This is a genomic window from Nitrosomonas nitrosa, assembly GCF_003051105.1.
Lineage (GTDB): Bacteria > Pseudomonadota > Gammaproteobacteria > Burkholderiales > Nitrosomonadaceae > Nitrosomonas > Nitrosomonas nitrosa.
This window is the reverse complement of sequence record NZ_QAOO01000007.1, coordinates 1-17,563: the sequence shown is the minus strand read 5'-3', so window position 1 is coordinate 17,563 and position 17,563 is coordinate 1. Positions and strand designations below refer to the sequence as shown.

12 protein-coding genes are annotated in these 17,563 nt (G+C 44.7%); 5 read left to right on the top strand and 7 right to left on the bottom strand.

Annotation, left to right across the window (positions count from 1 at the left end):
- Positions 1 to 245: 245 nt before the first annotated feature.
- Positions 246 to 1,790 carry an adenylyltransferase/cytidyltransferase family protein gene (locus C8R30_RS05030; protein ID WP_107789687.1) on the bottom strand — a complete coding sequence of 515 codons (1,545 nt, stop codon included), beginning with the start codon at positions 1,788 to 1,790 and terminating at the stop codon, positions 246 to 248.
- 158 nt (positions 1,791 to 1,948) lie between these two features.
- Here C8R30_RS05030 and C8R30_RS05025 point away from each other — a divergent pair, with 158 nt between their 5' ends.
- Complete coding sequence (locus C8R30_RS05025) at positions 1,949 to 2,563, top strand: calcium-binding protein (RefSeq protein WP_107789686.1); 615 nt, start codon at positions 1,949 to 1,951, stop codon at positions 2,561 to 2,563.
- Positions 2,564 to 2,822: 259 nt separating this feature from the next.
- On the opposite strand, the gene C8R30_RS05020 is transcribed toward C8R30_RS05025, so the two are convergent.
- The 4 genes from C8R30_RS05020 to C8R30_RS05005 all read right to left on the bottom strand — a co-directional run bounded on the left by C8R30_RS05020 (position 2,823) and on the right by C8R30_RS05005 (position 10,069).
- Positions 2,823 to 5,087, bottom strand: coding sequence for a hypothetical protein (locus C8R30_RS05020; protein ID WP_107789685.1), 2,265 nt, complete (start codon positions 5,085 to 5,087; stop codon positions 2,823 to 2,825).
- A 130-nt stretch (positions 5,088 to 5,217) separates the two neighbouring features.
- Entirely contained in the window at positions 5,218 to 7,491 is a 2,274-nt protein-coding gene (locus C8R30_RS05015) for a TonB-dependent siderophore receptor (protein ID WP_239654264.1), read from the bottom strand.
- 911 nt (positions 7,492 to 8,402) lie between these two features.
- Positions 8,403 to 9,212 (bottom strand): PEP-CTERM/exosortase system-associated acyltransferase, encoded by an 810-nt coding sequence (locus C8R30_RS05010; RefSeq protein WP_107789683.1) that lies wholly within the window; start codon positions 9,210 to 9,212, stop codon positions 8,403 to 8,405.
- 50 nt (positions 9,213 to 9,262) lie between these two features.
- Positions 9,263 to 10,069 (bottom strand): outer membrane lipoprotein-sorting protein, encoded by an 807-nt coding sequence (locus tag C8R30_RS05005; protein WP_239654265.1) that lies wholly within the window; start codon positions 10,067 to 10,069, stop codon positions 9,263 to 9,265.
- Between the two features lie 27 nt (positions 10,070 to 10,096).
- Here C8R30_RS05005 and C8R30_RS05000 point away from each other — a divergent pair, with 27 nt between their 5' ends.
- Complete coding sequence (locus C8R30_RS05000; protein ID WP_107789681.1) at positions 10,097 to 10,786, top strand: ABC transporter ATP-binding protein; 690 nt, start codon at positions 10,097 to 10,099, stop codon at positions 10,784 to 10,786.
- Positions 10,787 to 10,961: 175 nt separating this feature from the next.
- On the top strand, positions 10,962 to 12,224 hold the full coding sequence (locus C8R30_RS04995) for a DUF1302 family protein (RefSeq protein WP_239654266.1): 1,263 nt from the start codon (positions 10,962 to 10,964) through the stop codon (positions 12,222 to 12,224).
- A gap of 87 nt (positions 12,225 to 12,311) precedes the next feature.
- Here the strand turns inward: C8R30_RS04995 and C8R30_RS04990 are convergent, their stop codons facing one another.
- Positions 12,312 to 13,274 (bottom strand): ABC transporter permease, encoded by a 963-nt coding sequence (locus C8R30_RS04990; protein WP_338065848.1) that lies wholly within the window; start codon positions 13,272 to 13,274, stop codon positions 12,312 to 12,314.
- Between the two features lie 263 nt (positions 13,275 to 13,537).
- Positions 13,538 to 14,773, bottom strand: a complete 1,236-nt coding sequence (locus C8R30_RS04985) for an ABC transporter permease (RefSeq protein WP_107789680.1) — start codon at positions 14,771 to 14,773, stop codon at positions 13,538 to 13,540.
- Positions 14,774 to 15,019: 246 nt separating this feature from the next.
- Between C8R30_RS04985 and C8R30_RS04980 the strand changes: the two genes are divergently transcribed.
- Both C8R30_RS04980 and C8R30_RS15715 read left to right on the top strand, forming a co-directional pair.
- Entirely contained in the window at positions 15,020 to 16,723 is a 1,704-nt protein-coding gene (locus tag C8R30_RS04980) for an FAD-binding oxidoreductase (protein WP_107789679.1), read from the top strand.
- Positions 16,724 to 16,991: 268 nt separating this feature from the next.
- Positions 16,992 to 17,563, top strand: a 572-nt coding sequence (locus C8R30_RS15715; RefSeq protein ID WP_146162679.1) for a transposase, incomplete at its 3' end; no start/stop codon positions are given.

Genomic DNA, 17,563 nt, shown 5'->3' with positions numbered 1-17,563 from the left:
AAATCAGCCCATTATAGGGATAGCGGGCTGAGTCAAAGAAGCGAATTGAGGCTAATAGTTGGGCTATTTGGCGTTTTATTTTTTCAAAAAATGTTATACAGACGGCGATCGCTACAAGCGATGATGGGTTTTTGTGTTGTCGGAAGGAAAGCCAGCATGCGCTTTGCGCCCATGGAGCCTTACGTGAAATTTTTTGTGAAAGGTAAGACAGAATACGCTGTCACCTGCAGATTATTTGAGTAATATTATTCTTGGCTGCCAGCACCTTTTTGAATACGCGCGACTAACTCGGAGGTGGAGATGCCGGCGGTATAGTCGATTTCCTGGATCATGTTGGCGGGGAGTGCCGCGCATAGCTTGTATTTTTCTTTTCGTTCCTGTTCGGAAGCGCATGCAAACGTATAAATGGCAAAGCCGTGCTTTTCCATAAATTCCGGCGTAGTGTAGGTGGGGCTATCGGTTATGACGGCGTCGACATACTTGCAGGCTGCTACGATCGCCGCGCGCTCGGCCTGCGTCATGACAGGACGTTTTCCTTTATTTTCCAGCACGCGTTCATCCGGCACGACGCATACCGTGAGGTGCGTACCCAATGATCGCGCCTTGCGGAGAAAATTGACATGGCCTTCATGGAACAAATCGGCCACCATGCGGGTGTAAACACGCTTCTGAGAGCGGATGGCTGGCCAGGAGGGGATGGCTTGATCGAGACTTGTCATGATTTTCTCCAGACGCTGGCGTGCGCGTAGAACGATCAAATCGTCCGGATCTCTCAAGGCAATTTGGTGGGCGTATGACCAAGCTTTGGCGAGATCGCCGGATAACCAGCGCTGGGCGAGACGATGGTATGCATAGCATCTTACCAGTAGGGTGAATTTTTCAAGATTGCGAGCGGAGATGACCGTATCCCAATAAGGATTGGGGGTGCGCCAGTCGCCATAAAATGCGTCGAGAATTTTTTCGGGAGGCTGTGGAAACCATACTTTGCCACAGTTGGTGGCGCGTTCGATCAATTCGAACAGCGGGAATAGGGAAACACGCTGGTAGTCTGCGGGTTGACCGGGTAGAGAAAAACCGCCGACGATCTGCTGTGCGTTCCTGCGTTGCAGGCCGCATAAATCCAGCGAGATGCCCATTTCAGTATGGACATAATCGCGGTAATTGCTATAGGGGAGCCCCATGGACACTTTGCGCCACCCCATTTTTTCCAGCGCTTGGCAGCAGGCTTCCCAGGATTCCATCCAGACGGCGATATCGAGATCTTTGTCGAAATCCAGCAATCGCCCGTCACGCACGATACCCAGTAACGTACCGGCAAAGGGAAAGGCGGGGATGCCTTGCGACGCGAGTTCAGCGCAGGTCGCCCACAACAGTTGCTCGGCTTTTCCGGAAGCGAAAATATTTTCCTGGTTTTCTGGTGCATTCGTGTGCTTTTTTTTAGCAGGCGCTTTACCCGTTTTGGCGAGTTCGGTCAGATGGGTGATCGCTTTGCGGAAATAAGCATGCGCCTGGTTCAATTCAGGCTGCAGGAAGTAGGCTGTTCCGGTGATCTGCGCCCAGTGCGCTTTTTTAAAATCACCTTGCGCGGTGGCATAAATATCGGTTGCGTAGGCGGGTATCTCGGTGGCCCGGTCCGTTCGCATGGCAAGCGCGCACCATAGCCGGGCAATATCGAGAGACCGGGGGTGGGCATTTTTCAAGGGATCGAGGATTCTGCCCGCCTCGGCAAAATCACCCATTTGGATGAAAGTTTGTGCCTGTTTTAATAATTCGATCAATTCGTTAGCCATGATTCAATTTTTGATAAATTTTGCGGGATTCTTTGGTGTTTCAGTCAATATTTGTTACTATTGAGAATTACTCTCATTATTATTTCTATTTATTATATGAGTAGTATAAGTAAATCTAGCATTTTTGATTAAAAATTAATGTAATTGGAGGAAATGAAATGGCAGTTATTACAGAGCGACGTCCTAATATCGGAACTTCCGGTTTGATCGAGTTCATCGATGGAATCCCTTTCGAGGGTTTCGGTTCCGGCGGATTTGGCCCAAACGATCTACAAATTATCGGTGATGATGAAGATAATCTGCTACAAGGCGGTATTGGGCATGACATGTTGGAAGGCAAAGGGGGTAATGATACGCTGCAAGGCGGAGGGTTTAATGATACGTTGTTTGGTGATGCTGGTAATGATGTACTCGATGGGCAGGAAGGGACCGATAAACTGTATGGCGGGCCGGGGGACGATCTTTTGTGGGCGGGCCATGACCATGACAGATTGACGGGCGATGGCGGACTGGGAGAGAAAGGCAATGATATCTTTGGCTTCTATGCACTGGGTCATTTCCAAATAAGCGATTTCACCCTTGGGCAAGATCGCTTGCTGTTCGATTCCGAGAGGCTCGGTGTCAATAGTGTCGAAGAACTGGTTTCCCACATCACCAATACGCATCAAACAGCTGAGGGTGTGACTGTAGAATTTGGGCCCGATGCTTCAATCGAGCTTGTCGGCATCAATCTGAACGATATTACAGCCGACATGGTGATTTTTAATCTTTGATTGAACTTGGGATTCGACTACTCGCACCGACGTAAATCGGTTTGAATAACCCCCTTATTCGTTTTTCTTTCTACTTGGGAATACCGATGCTGAATTTGTAAGGGGTGTGTAAAAATAGGTTGATAAAGAATATTTCTTCTTTGTTGGCCGTTACATAACAGAGAAGTAAAACAAACAGGCCGCGATTGGGGTTTTCCATCCCTGATCGCGGCCTGATTGTTGAGTAGCCCCCTCTGCTGTGAAAGCAGAGGGGTGTCGGTTAGATCAATGTACTTTCATAGTTCGCGATGATAGAAAGTATCGCTTGTGCTGCATTGATGGCTTTCTCCATTTCGCCTTGGCCGGTTGCCTCTTTCAGATCTTGCAGTGCATTTTCCATTCTGACGCGCTCGATGGAACCGATGCGTAATGCCAGATCCGGCAGGAAAACGTGCGTATAGAGCGCCAGTCTTTCAGCCGCCAGTACGGCTTGATTGCGATCGGTGCTAAATGTCGATTCGATCTGCGCCATGTTGATTCTTACTTGGCCAATGATGCCTTTGCTGATTTCGCTGACTACTTCATTGGCGACTACACTGGCTAGGCTTCCTTTCATTTTGGCCATGATGCGGTCGCTGCCTGCAGGGTTGGTCTGGGCGATGAAGCCTTCGACGATTTTGTAAAAGAATTCTCCTTCGATTTGTTTTTCTCTCGCTTCGTCGATATCCCTATCTCTGTTGGAGACAATGCCTTCCACTTCACGCAGCACACCGATCAAAAAGGCTCTCACGATTGGGATGAGGATGTTCTCACGTGCGAGTGCTACCTTGTTTTTGTCATCTCCGATGCTTTTATCCAATGACGCTTTGCCATCGATAAATGCCAATGTGACATGGTCGTCCAGATCGGGGTTGCTGCCCGATTCGATGGCTTGTTTGTCCGCCGTAAGCACTTTGTTTTCCCTGCCTACTGTGCCGATGATTGCGAGATAGGCGGCATAGGCACGATCCCATTCGAGTTTGAGCTCATCGGACGATAGGTTTTCAAAGGCCTCTAGCGCAAGCGTCGTGCGGTTGTAGATGACCAGCGCAAAAACGCGTTGCAAGGTTTTGTCGATCGCTTGTCCGGCGAGCGCTGTTTGATCGTTATTGCGGAGATATTCGATAGCGGTCAGGATGTCGTTGTGCATTGACAAGCCATAGACGCTGTCGGCGATTTGCGTGAGCTGTTGCAGATCGCCCGCGTATTCTGCAGCGATTGCCTCTGCATCGATTGGATTTTGTCTGCGCAGTGTGCCAATGGCCTGGTAGGCGGCAACGGCATTGTCGATGAAGCTCGTGTCAGTGGTGACCTGATATTGAGCGGTATCGAGCAGTTGTGCGTAGCTTGCCAGGATGTCCGCTATGGCCTGGCGTGCGGTTGCGGCGCCTGCTTCATCATTGCTATCGCTGGCTTGTTTGAGGCTGGTTAGCGCATTTTCCAAGTTGCTGCGTGCGCCGCCGTCCATGCGCAGCGCCAGGTCATCCAGGAATATATTTGCATAGAGTAACGCTTCTTCCGCAACTTCCATCGCGCGCCCGCGGTCGGTGCCGATGCTCGATTCATTCGCTTTCAGCTCGGCATTTACACGGCCGATGAACCCTTTGCTCAATTCGCTGACGATTTTGTCCGCTACGACGTTAGAGACATTGCCGGTAAATTGTGCTTTTATCAGGGCGTTTCCAGTGGGGTTATCCTGTTTGATAAAGGACTCGATGATGCGATAAAAAATCTCACCTTCCTTTTGTTTCTCGCGTGCTTCGAGCAAATCCCGACCTCGGTTGGAAATAATGCCTTCAACTTCGCGAAGCACACCAATGTAATAAGCGCGTGCTAGAGAAAGTCGGATGATTTGGCGTTCGATGCTCAGGTTGATTTTATCTTCAGCCGGATTTTCCTTGTTGAGTGCTGTTTCACCGCGGGCGAATGCTTCTGCAATCTGAACATCCAGTTGAGGATTGTCGCCGCTTTCCACTGATTGCTTGTCGGCTGTCAGCACTTTATTTTCTCTTGCTGCCGTTCCCTTAATCGCTTCGAACGCTGCTTTAGCCTCACCCCATGTCGAGATTAGCGCATCGGATGCTTGGGTGTCGAAATCATTTTTAGCGGCGGTCATGCGATCGATTATGATTTGAAAGAAGATATGCTGTGCAGCTTTGTCGATCACCTGTCCGGCCAAAACGGGCTCGTTATTATTTTTGATATCTTCGATCGCAGCGAGTATATCGCTATCGAGGCTCAATCCATGCTTGGTATCGATTTCCTGGGCGAGTGATTGTAAAGCGCCAGCATATTCATTCAAGATCGCATCCGTATTGATAGGGGATTCCCTGCGCAATGTGCCGATCGTTTGGAATGCGGTAACGGCCGTTTCAATGGTTTCGGCATTGGCGCTGGCCGTCGCTGTCGCGGCATGGGCGGTCGGAATGGCGTCTATCATGCCATTGCCGCCATACAGGACTAAAGTGCTGCTAAGCACTATCAGAAAACGGGAAAAAAACTTCATTTAAACCTCCTCTGTTAAAGTAAATAAATAAAAACACTAGCAATAGTACAAATGATAATTATTACTAAATACAAAAAAATTACCCTTCTCTTTTTTGAAGAAAGGGTATTAACTACTGCCTGTGCGCCGACTAGAAATTAGCAATCAGCGATGCGCGAACTGCAATGGGTGAACCAGGTGAAATATTATTATTATTATGTACTGATGCGAAATATTTGGCGTTGAGCAAATTTTCGATATTGATTTGTGCGCGGACATTTTTGCTGAGTCGAGCGAATAGGGCGGCATCCACACGTGTAAAATCAGGAACGACCACTAAATTGTCTGTCGAAGCCATCATGCTGCTACGATAGATGACACCCGCCGCGGCACCGAATCGAGGAGTCACGTCATAACGGCTCCAGAGTGAGAAGGTATTTCGCGGTAATTCAGCAACGGTATTGCCTTTGGGCGCACCGAGCTGCTCGCTGGTGATTTCTCCAACCTGATAAGCATAGCCGCCCATGACGCTCCAATTAGGTGTTAGCTGACCGTTGATGCCGACTTCAACACCTTCCGTTCGCTGTCCTTTGGTCAAAAAAGACCGGGTAATATCGTTCGGATTAACCGTGATGACATTGGTCCGATCGATTCGGAACGCTGCGCCGGTCAAAGAAAGATCCGGCCGGATATCCCATTTGATCCCCGCTTCCAGATTGGTGAATTTTTCCGGTTTGAGTGTGTCTGTGGTGACCGACAATGATGTCAATTGTTCTCCGGCGCGCGGGACGAATGCTTGGCTAAAGGTTGCATAGATAGAGAGGGGCTCGATCGGTTTGAAGATCAGTCCAAACCTCGGTGAAAGCAGGCCATCCTTGGTTTTCAAGCGATCTTCATCGCCATTTTTTTGCTGGAAATTGACCTCAAACAGGTCATAACGAACGCCCACGATGGCTTGTAGCTGCGGTATGAGCTCTATTTGATCCTGAAAGTAGAATGAGGTGATATCTACTCGACTGCGATGGTTGGCGTCTCCAGGGGTATTGGTAAATACGATCGGTACATTCGTGATCGAATTACTTAACGGCACGCGGAAAGGTCTCGGGTCATTATTAAAAAAGCCGGTATCCCGTTTGTTATGCGTGATTTGTTGTCCGATTTCAATGCCCGCCAGCAAAGTATGCGCGATAGGCCCTGTTTCGAGCGAGTACAGAAAATCTGTTTGATTGAATACATTTTCACGGTCAGTGGTATTGTTGTATGCACCAAGCGGTACCAGTCCGCCGCTGACAGGGCCGTTAGCGAATACATTTTCGTAAAACTTATCGAATTGAGCGTAATTAGTTCGGTTCCGAAGGGTGACGCCTATGTCGAATTTATGTTCGATCAATGAGTTAAAGGATAAGACTTCGATATCCGAATTGCTTCTGCGCGGGTCTCCAAAAAATTGCGACCTTTTGACATCGACAGGGCGGCCCTGGAAGGAGGGAATGCCCCGGTCGGCCGTCCGTTCGTCATGAAACCGTTCCATATTGAGCACCACTTTTGTGCGATCGGTCGCTTTAATGGTTACGGTGGGTGAAACGCCGAGGCGCAGCGAATCGACGCCTTCTCGAAAGCTGCCTGCATCTTCGAATACGCCATTGATACGGAAGGCGACGCGATCGTTAATTACCTGGTTGACATCTGCTGTCATCCGTTTCAGATCGTATGATCCGCCCTGAAATGAAAATTCGCGGCTGGTATCCCAGTGCGCCTGTTTTGTTACGCGATTTATCACCCCACCAGAGCCGCCGCGGCCAAAAATCATACCATTGGCACCCTTCAATACTTCGATGCGCTCGATATTATAGAGATCGCGCATGTATTGAACGTCGTCTCGCACGCCATCGACAAAAAAATCGCCGGTCGAGCGGTTGCCACGGAATATCAATGCATCGCGATTACCTTCGCCTTGAGATACACCTACACCAGGCACATAGCGCACTGCATCGGCTATGCTGCGAATGGATTGGTCTTTGATGATATCTTCAGTTATGACTGAAATCGCTTGTGGGACATCGCGTAATAAGGTATTCGTGCGGGTTGCGGTCACGCTGCTCGTTGCCATGTAACGGCTCGTTTCACGGTTGGCGGTGATTTGTATCGATGGGAAGGTCGTGATGACCGGTTCATCCGACGGGCTGGAAGTTGATTTAACCAGAGTAAAGCCATCTGCTTGTGACGCTGAGCGCAACCCAGATCCGGTCAGCAAACGATCCAATCCGGTTTGAATATCGTAATTGCCCACGAGGCCTTGGGTCGATAGTCCTGCTACGATCGCCGGATCAAAAAAGATTTTTACACCTGATTGATCGGAAAATTGTTTGAGTGCATTTTCCAGAGAACCCGCCGCGATATCGAAATTTTTGTTCGCGGATTCCATGCTAGAGGATGATTGTGCGGAAACCGTTGTTGGCAGAGAAAGAAAAGCGCATCCAGCGAGGAGGAGTACTGCGGGATAAAAAAGAAAATTCGAATGGATAGGGTTGTTATTGTTTTGCGCGGTTAAGAGAGACCTATTAGATAGCGCCTGAAAGACAAGTATTAAGAAACTAAAGATATGCATTATGTTATTTTCAGGACAATTAAACAGTATTCAGTATTAGCGATGGTTTAAACACAAAAAAAGAATCTATCCGAGCAACAAGGGACGAAATGAGTTTTTAAAGCACTATGCGGAGGGTTAGATTAGAGCCTGCGACAGCTTAAAAAACTATAGTTAATGCTGTAACCCGTTTTCGATAACGATCTTTTGCATCGTATCCGATTGTGTCTTTATTTACTCCAATATTTCGTTCGGTGTGGCTTTAGGAATAGGCTCGTAAATTTCCCGCAAATCATTCACCTTGTGCTTTTTTATAATCCATTATTAACAGCGATATGCGCTGACCGGCGATTTGTTTGTTAAATCGAGACCGCAGGTAATCCTCTCTTGTACCGGCTCACCTATAAGAGGGTCTCTTGGTTCTTATGGATTTCGTAATCTATCCCAAAATAAGGTGCATTCGATAGCGAACGTTGATGATAGATATCGCGCAAATTATGCTAATAATGAGAATGATTCGTAATTATATTGATGTTTGCAGAGAATGCAAGTAGCTATGGCTAAAAGAGATTGGGGTGATGGTTCTTAACAGTAGAAAATTTTCTGATTACTCAAATTTTCGTTGGATATAAAAAGTTTCGCCTTGGTAGCTTAAAAATCGTATATAAATAAAGACTCATCTGTCGATGTCAGTCGACAGTTTCCGAAAAAACAAAAAATCAAGTGCGTGATCGTTTATACGGTCTACATTATGTCAGCACCCCAGCATCCATCAATGTATCAGACATTTCTCTAGGTAGGGTTGTTAAGTAACCTGTGCAGACAGCATTACTGCTAATATCTTTAGAAATTACCTGATATAGAGGACGGAATATTGGTCGCATATTTCCGACGATCTCTTCGATGCATACCATTGAAGGAATACGGGTACCTCGATGTTCAATAGGGGTGCCGATAATTTGGTTGTTTGCGCCAAGTTTGCCGAAGTGATTGGCTAACCTCTCTTCGGTGAGCATAAACAGGTAGTCAATATTGTTTAAGCGTGCTAGCTCGATAGTGCCAATAAAAAGTCCAAGTGGTATGTACGGGAAGCGAGAATGCGGGTCTTGCGGTTTCCCGAAATCCTCATCAGAAATATTGATAGGTCTCTTAGCTTCATCCTTACGACGTCGAAAGCTGGCGATAACTGCCAAGCGGGAAACCTCGGCTATTTTGTTTCTTGGGAGTTGTGTAGGATCGACAATTGAGCGGTTGAGTGAATTAGTACAAATTTTTTCAAATGGTAAGGGGGTGTGTAATTTGTTAGCTTTTGGACGGATTATTCGAGTACAACCTATGAACATGTCAAATTTAATGCTGCGTATCAAAAGATGAAGCGCAGATGAGTCATATTCATCGGTTTCAAACCCGTTAGAACGCAGGGGTTCAAAATTAAGATCTTCGCAATAAACCTGATGACGTATTCTATAGGCTTCGTTTTTTAGCTCCTTGGACGATGCGGGTATTATTTCAAAATATTCTTTAAAAGATGCACCTAGGTTCATATCTTGCGGCGACATATTAGTTCTCCTGTGGCAAATTGATAATTTGCGATGTTATTGAAGAGATGCTATTCAAGCCTTTTCAAATAATTCTTGGTGAATATTTTGTCTGGTAGATCGCGCAACTTCATATCAGAGTATTCAAGTATAGATGTTTCGCCTTGTATTAGGGCATTTTCCATAATAAGGCGGGTTGGCCGATATTGGCCTAAAATCATCTCATAATTTTCATAACGGCATGTTTTGAGAAGTCGATTAGATAAAGAATAAAATTCTGCTCGGAAGGGCCGAAAACTTGCTTGTTCTACCCAAAGGATAACTTTCTGGTAGGTTACGCTACGATCGACACCGGTAAGTTCTAAAACGTAATATTGTTCGTTATCGATAGTTTCGGTTCGTAAAAGTTTGGGGTGATAATCGCCGGTAAAGTTAGCCCGTGCTATATCGCCATTAGCGACTTGTCCTGTGAGTCGCTGGGAGAGGGAAAGGCGAATCGGTTGATTTACGCTTGGCATGAAGATCCATAGATCGCGTCCCTTCATCAGGATTGCCTGGCCACGTTCAGAAACCGGCTCTGTGACCAGTACAATACTGTTTTCATTTCCTTTGGATAAAACGCGGTACTTGTGTAGATCGTCGGATCTATCTTGTGAGATCGTGCGAATATCGACATCGACCTGGAAGCTTTCGCGAGGGAAGCGGATATCATCCGCTTTCTCCAGTATACTTTGAGCAAATTCGTCAGGTTCATTGGGAGTGGCGCGTGCCTGGGGCAGAGCCAGCAAAAGCGTAGATATAAGACAGATTGCTAAAATGTATTGTGAAAAGTATCGTGATTCCATGTTTCCTAACTCCTTAGTGAAAAAAATTTCCATAGCGGTAAATATTTCAGGGTAAGGTCAATGAGTATTGTACGGTTTGTAAATGTATCTAAAGAATATATGCTTGGCGAGCAGAAAGTGCGGGCACTGAAGGATATTAATCTTGAGATCGAAGAGGGCGTATTTTTAGCGATCGCTGGACCATCGGGTAGTGGCAAATCTACCATTCTGAATTTGATCGGTTGCATTGATACACCGTCTTCTGGAAATATTTATATTAACGGCCAGGATGTCAGTGGTAAAACACCCGATGAGCTTTCCGATCTCAGAGCTAGGACTATCGGCTTTATTTTCCAAACATTTAATCTTTTTCCAGTGTTGTCAGCCGAAGAGAATGTCGAGTATCCATTATTACAATTTAAAGATATAAGCACAAAAGAGCGCCGTGAAAGAACTGTAAAATTTCTCGACATTGTAGGGCTAGCCAAGTTTGCTGATCATCGCCCCAATCAGCTCAGTGGTGGACAGCGTCAACGCGTAGCCATCGCGCGTGCATTGGCGACACATCCTAAGATCATCTTGGCAGACGAGCCAACAGCTAACCTTGATCATAAGACCGGTGAAGGGATTTTGCAGCTGATGAAAGAAATTAACCGCAGAGAGCAAACGACATTTATTTTCTCGACCCACGATGCGCGGGTAATGGCGATGGCTGATCAACTGATCCATATTGAAGATGGTGAGCTAATTGCAAGCGAAATCACCAAATAAACTAGATGGGTGTACAGCTTTTATCATCGAACATTAAAGGTACTGAGTGATCTGCACGAACAAGCTTAGAAAGAGAGGACTGCTAACTTTCCTGCTGATAGGATTTACTTTTAGCAGCGCGACAGTTTTTTGTTCGGGGGGAAGTGTTTTTGCAAGATCGAATAATACAGATACTGTGCGTTCCTTTGATGATCTTTTTGAAGATGAGAGCCCGACTGCCAAACCCCTTCAGCATTTCAAACCAACAATGAGTTGGCGTGGATTTTCTCAATTTGAAATGGCGCATACCTATGCTAATCCAGATCATTTGTCCAAAATGCGGCTACGCTCCGAACTCGCCAATGTTGGACAATTAAGTAGAAACATAAAATGGAAAATCAGCGCTCGTATTGATTACGATGCGATACATGATATTTCTAATTTTTATCCCTTGGCAGTGCGCGAGGATCAGCGTTTTGAATTCTCGTTGCGAGAAAACTACCTGGATATTTCCAGGGGGGATTGGGATTTTCGTCTGGGCAGACAGCATATCATCTGGGGGGAGATGGTCGGGTTATTCTTCGCAGATGTAGTGTCAGCCAAGGATACGCGAGAGTTTGTCTTGCAGGATTTCGATATTTTGCGCATTCCTCAATGGGCGGTTCGGACTGAATATTCAAAAAATGATTTTCACGCAGATTTGATTTGGATACCCTTTGCTACGCTCGATAAGATAGGGAAGCCGGGTGCCGAATTCTATCCTTTTACTTATCCGCCGAATGCCGTTTTTCTTGATGAAGACCGTTCCAAGCGCAATCCGGCTAATTCAAATTATGGTATTCGTTTATCGCAACTAGTTAGTGGATGGGATCTTTCAGCTTTTTATTACCACAGCTTGGATGCGGCGCCTACTTTTTATCTGGTCGGCGGGACACCAGAACAACCTGTATTTCAGCCAAGACATGACAAGATAGACCAAATCGGTTGGACTTTAACCAAGGATCTTGGCCGTGCAGTGCTGAAAGGGGAATTTGTCTATACCGATGGGCGACAGTTTAATGTTAAGCGTTTATTTCAACCCAACGGATTGGTCAGACAGGATGTGATTGACTACGCTTTGGGTGTCGATTTTCATCTGCCTGCGGATGTACGTATGAATCTGCAATTCATCCAACGTGTTTTTCTTGACTATGATCGTGATATTTTTGCGGATAAATGGGAAAACGGTGCGAGTGTTTTTTTTCATGGAAAAATTTTGAGGGATATCGAAGCGCAGATATTGTTGATTCATAGCCTGAATCGTAGTGAATGGATGTTACGACCAAGGCTTATGTGGAGTCTTGCTAGAAACTGGCGCGCAGCGATTGGTGCAGATATTTTTGATGGTCCAGCGACGGGTCTTTTTGGCCGATTTGCCAATAATGATCGCGTTTATACGGAATTGCGTTTCTCGTTTTGAATTATGTCGGGGAGTACTGCTTACTGCTATAAATAGTTACTTGGCTAGATCAGCATTTATGAAATAGCAATGAGCTAGGCTGCTTGATCATAAATTTTGCCGAAGTGCATCGACCACCTTGATGCGTGATACATGTCTAGCAGGGAGTAACGATGCTAGAACAGTAGCACTTAAACCAATTATGAAAGCCATTAATAAAACTGAGGGAACGATCTGAATTTGAGCGATATAGCCAAGATCAGCATTGGGAGGTGGTGGCATGGGAATACCGATAGCTGAAATTGCAAGAGCGAGTAATATCCCTGCTCCAACACCCAAGCTGCTCCCAATTATCCCAAGTAAAAAACTCTCGCTTAAAATTAATAGAAAAACTTGATTACTGCGATTACCCAATGCCATCATTGTGCCAAACTCACCTACTCTTTCGAAAATACTCATGTTGACGCTATTGGCAACGCTCAAGAGCACCATGACCAAGATAATGAGTTGGAGGACACCAAATTGTCCTTTGTATAATTCAACAGTTTTTTCATAAAAATCATTCAACTCGACCCATGTTTTGACTTCTAATTCTGTGCTATTTAGGCTGGTTGCAAGACGAGTGGCAATAATGTCAGTATCTTCGGTTTTGTTGAGTAAAATAACAAGCGCGTTGACACCTGTTGTGCCAAGTAATTCCTGTGCAGCAGAAAGCGAGATCTTGACAGCGCGAGCATCGTAATCATTCGAAAAGCTCTGGAAAATACCAATCACCTCAAAATCTAGACTGTTCAATGCGCCTTCAAGTGTGTTTGTTAGTAAGGTTACATGGTCACCAGGCTTTAGCTTCAGTGCTCCAGCGACACCTTTGCCAAGCATGATGCCGAAAGGATCATCGTTGGTAAAACGTCTGCCGTCAGTGATTAGTACTGATCTACTTAGCTTTGCCTCCATATCGGGTTGCACCCCTTCGCCAATAATAGGCAAATCACTGCGGCCATTGTTAAGAAGACCAGAGAAATTGAGACGCGCCATCATGCTTTCAAATTTCTCGACACCCTCCTCCTTAATGATCTGTTTCTTAATATTTTGAGGTTGAGTGATAAGGTATTTTTCAGGCGAGCGTGCTCCTGAAGAAAAATATCCTTGTCTATAGACTTAGAGATGACCGGTTTGAGAGTGTATAAGTGCTTCACCCATTTGCACGTAAATATCGTTAATCCAACCACCTGCCAGGATAATTCCTACGACTCCACTCATAATTGCTACGAGTATCATTGTGGTATGCATCTTTTGGCGGATGATATTTCGGAAAGTGAGCTTTAGCATAATAATTATTGGTTACGACGTAATGCATCGACAATTTGCATACGAGAAGCTCTCCATGCTGGATAAACACTGGCAACCAAGGTAGTGGTTATGGCTAAAATTAGTGACTCCAGGGCTATATTCGAAGTCACAAGTATTTCACCAATGTAACCACGTGCCATACCTGGAGGAGGAGGCATTGGGATTCCAATTTTGGAGATAATTGTGGCAAGCAACAATCCAATGACAAGACCCAACAAACCACCAACGCATCCAATCAACATACCCTCGATTAAGAATTGTCGCATAATATCGAAACGCTTTACGCCAAGTGCCATAGCTGTGCCGATTTCTCCAATTCGTTCCAATACGCTAATATTCATTGTATTGAAAATGCTGAGTAAAATGATTACTGCAATAATAATTTTTATTCCCATTACTTGTTGCGTGAATAGTACAACTGTCTTATTGTAAAAATCTGCTAATTCATACCATGGGATTATCTCATATTGGTCTTTAGGCAAGTTATTTCGTAATTCCGCGAGAACATCGTTGGTGTGTTCTGTATCGCTCAGTAAAATGATCCAACTGTGCACACCCGTGGTGCGAAGGAGTTTGTGAGCAGTCTCGATAGGGATGCGTATTGAATTGTCATCGTAATTTTTAGTTACTGTAGTAAAGAAGCCACTAACTATGACCTCTTTAGCATTGATTCCACCTGAGGCAGTATTGACTAATAGGACAACGTGGTCGCCAACACTAATGCCAAGATTTTGCGCTAATCCTTCACCAACAATGATATGTTCTGGTCTATCAATTGACAGATGTGTGCCTTCAGAGATTTTTAAAGCATCTCCAAATACAAATTGCTCTTCTGGACTAACACCTTCGCCAATAAATGAGAGAGTTGATTCGCCATGGCTAATTAATCCACTAAATGAAAGACGTCGAGCGATTATTTTAATTTTAACTAACTTGTTATCAATGGTAGTAATTGAGTTCGATATATTACTTGGTAATAGAAAGGCATATGGATTAGCTTTACCCATATCGTGATATCCTGGCCGCACAATTTGTAAATGTCCTAAATGAGATTTAATCGTAGTTTCTCGGAAATTATAGAAAATCCATTCAATAAAACCACTTACTAGCATCATGGCAGTAACGCCAAAAATTACCGCACCGATCGAAAGACCGCTGCGTCTTTTATAACGAGTGATATTACGGAATGCGAGTGAAAGATTTAGCCAGATTTTCTGCATGTATATCCTTGATAAAATCTTTATTATGTTGTAGGGCATTGTGTATGAATCGTATCAAAAAGTTGCGCTGTGGATTTTATAATTGTAGTAAGCTGTTCTAACTATCCTATCGTAAATCTCAAAAAAATTTTACTGTATTAATCTTGTTTGGAAAATTTCGCCTTCATACTTTCATTTTTTGGTATGTTTCTTTTATGATGAATTTATGAGTAATCTGCCACTTTTTATATTATGAGGTGATATTGGATGAATCTAACTAATGCAACAGGATTGGGAAGTGGTAACGATGAAAAGGCTAGCATTTCTTTGGATTTATTTATTGAATCGCTTCTGGTTGTTTTGAATGAGAACCAAATTATTAGATCGGGTAGTGATTTTGATTTGCTGATCAAGGATCCTGTTGTCAATGCTCGTAAACCTTATGCATTTATCTATCCTGAATCGACAGAACAAGTGCAAGCTCTCGTTAAGCTCGCAGGGGAGTATGGAGCAAAGCTATGGGTATATAGCACTGGTAAGAATTGGGGTTATTTGAATACTAGTGCTAGCGAGAATTCTGTTGTGGTACTTCTAAATCGCATGAATAAAATTATTCATATTGACCAGGAGCTCGCTTATGCAATTATTGAACCTGGCGTGACTTACGAAGCATTAAATCGTTTTCTTACCGAAAATAACTATAATTTATGGATGGATTCCCCCGGTGGACCACCTACAGGTAGTGTTATCGGTAATGCTTTAGATCGAGGTGTAGGTGTTACTAAATATGGCGATCACTTTGCCCACCTTTGTGGTTATGAAGTAGTGCTTGCTGATGGAAGTATTATTCATACTGGAATAGCTAATAATAACAGTGGTAAGGGGGCTGCTCATTTATACAAATGGGGGGTAGGACCGTATGTAGAAGGACTCTTCAGTCAGTCGAATTACGGTATTGTAACTAAAGCGGGAATCTGGTTGATGCGTAGACCTGACGATTATGCTTTATTTAGTATGGATATCAAAGATAATATCTCGCTTGCAAAATGTATGGATACTGTGCGCGAACTGATGCTCTCGGGTGTGATTCACGAGACCGGGAGGTTTTCAAACAGCGTGGCGATTCTTACTTTGCTGACACAGGCAATAGATGAAGGTATAGAACTCAAAAAAGCAATCAGCCAGGAAGAACTAGAAAGGCTCAAGCATAAATACCATGTGCCTAGCTGGACGGGCTCTTTCGGTATTTATGGACAGAGTCCTCTGATTAGAACGGCGAGCCAACTTGCAAAGAAATTATTGAAAGCATCAGGATCATGCTCACGTGTCAATGTGTTCACCAAAAAACGCGCACACATGATTTGTGACATGATTGGTAGAGTAGAGAAAATTCAATCAGGAATGCTGTTGAAATTATTTGATTCGACTATTCAAAAATTATTTGGTACTTCACCAGCGCTAATCCGTCTTTTCCCTGGATTGGTTGATTTGCATGAGGGTAAGCCTGTTGAAACCGTGGTGAGGCGTGGCTATTTTCGTTACCAGAAGAAACGGCCTATAAAAGATATTCATGTCGGGCGAGACAATTTAGGTATTTTATGGTCTGTACCGGTGCTGCCGTTCAGGGGGAGCGAGGTAGTCGAATTTACTCGTGAGTGCGAATTATTATTTGATCAATTTAACTTTGATTTTTACATGACAATAATGATTTTCAATGCGCGCAGTGTTTGTCCGCTGATGGTCATTCTATATGATCGCATGGATGATATAGAATGTAAGCGAGCCGAGCAACTATACGATGCTATTCTGGATTTATCACACAGAATGGGTTATCAGCATTTTCGCGCGGGTATTAATGGATGGAAGAAATTGTATCAGTGCTGCCCAGAACTGAAAGCTTTCAATCGTAAACTCAAAAATGCTCTTGATCCCAAGGGAATATTGGCGCCAGGTCGATATGGAATAGATTGATTCTTATTGTGTGGGGTTATAGTGTTGGTCTCAAAAAACTGATCAAATTTAAGTATGGCACTGTTCAGTGGGCCGTGGTTAAATGTACGAATATATTCTAGAACGTAAAAAAATTTGGCTCTTCAGGAAAATTTGTGGGTAATGCTATAACGAATATGTAACAAAGGCGCTAGTTTTTTGGGTTTTTGAGGTAAGAGGTGTGCATCCTGTTGTTCTTCTGAGAAGATGGAGGTGTTGAGCAACCATCAACCAGAAGGAAAGGAACAGGATGCACATCAAGACTATCCTCAATCGTGTTCAAAAATTCAAGTCTTTTGTATATGGAAGAGTCTGTTGGGTGAAGAATGCGTTAGTCCCGACAGTAGATGTTGAACTACAGCCACGCAGGAATAGCCGCCCGGTGTGTAGCGGATGCAGGCGTGAGAGGCCTGGTTACGACAGGCAGCCGGTTCGTCGCACTGAATTTATTCCGTTGTGGGGCATCAAGGTATTTTTTCTCTATGCGCCACGTCGTGTTGCGTGTCCTGATTGTGGTATTCGGGTGGAATGGATGCCTTGGGTGTCTGGCAAACATCGGCTGACAGAGGCGTATAGTTGGTTTTTAGCGGGTTGGGCGAAGCGTTTGAGTTGGAAAGAAGTTGCCCAAGCATTTCGTACGACCTGGGATCAGGTATTCAGCGCAGTCGAACGGGCTGTGATCTGGGGGCGTGAGCATCAGGATTTATCGAATGTTACGGCAATCGGCGTTGACGAAATTGCTTGGCAGCGAGGACACTGTTATTTGACGCTGGTTTATCAGATTGATGCACATTGCAAGCGACTGCTGTGGATTGGTGAGAA

Excerpts from the sequence above, each read along its gene's own strand:
- C8R30_RS05030 (WP_107789687.1), bottom strand. The coding sequence starts at position 1,790 with ATGGCTAACGAATTGATCGAATTATTAAAACAGGCACAAACTTTCATC.
- C8R30_RS05025 (WP_107789686.1), top strand. The coding sequence starts at position 1,949 with ATGGCAGTTATTACAGAGCGACGTCCTAATATCGGAACTTCCGGTTTG.
- C8R30_RS05020 (WP_107789685.1), bottom strand. The coding sequence starts at position 5,087 with ATGAAGTTTTTTTCCCGTTTTCTGATAGTGCTTAGCAGCACTTTAGTC.
- C8R30_RS05015 (WP_239654264.1), bottom strand. The coding sequence starts at position 7,491 with ATGGAATCCGCGAACAAAAATTTCGATATCGCGGCGGGTTCTCTGGAA.
- C8R30_RS05010 (WP_107789683.1), bottom strand. The coding sequence starts at position 9,212 with ATGTCGCCGCAAGATATGAACCTAGGTGCATCTTTTAAAGAATATTTT.
- C8R30_RS05005 (WP_239654265.1), bottom strand. The coding sequence starts at position 10,069 with ATGGAAATTTTTTTCACTAAGGAGTTAGGAAACATGGAATCACGATAC.
- C8R30_RS05000 (WP_107789681.1), top strand. The coding sequence starts at position 10,097 with ATGAGTATTGTACGGTTTGTAAATGTATCTAAAGAATATATGCTTGGC.
- C8R30_RS04985 (WP_107789680.1), bottom strand. The coding sequence starts at position 14,773 with ATGCAGAAAATCTGGCTAAATCTTTCACTCGCATTCCGTAATATCACT.
- C8R30_RS04980 (WP_107789679.1), top strand. The coding sequence starts at position 15,020 with ATGAATCTAACTAATGCAACAGGATTGGGAAGTGGTAACGATGAAAAG.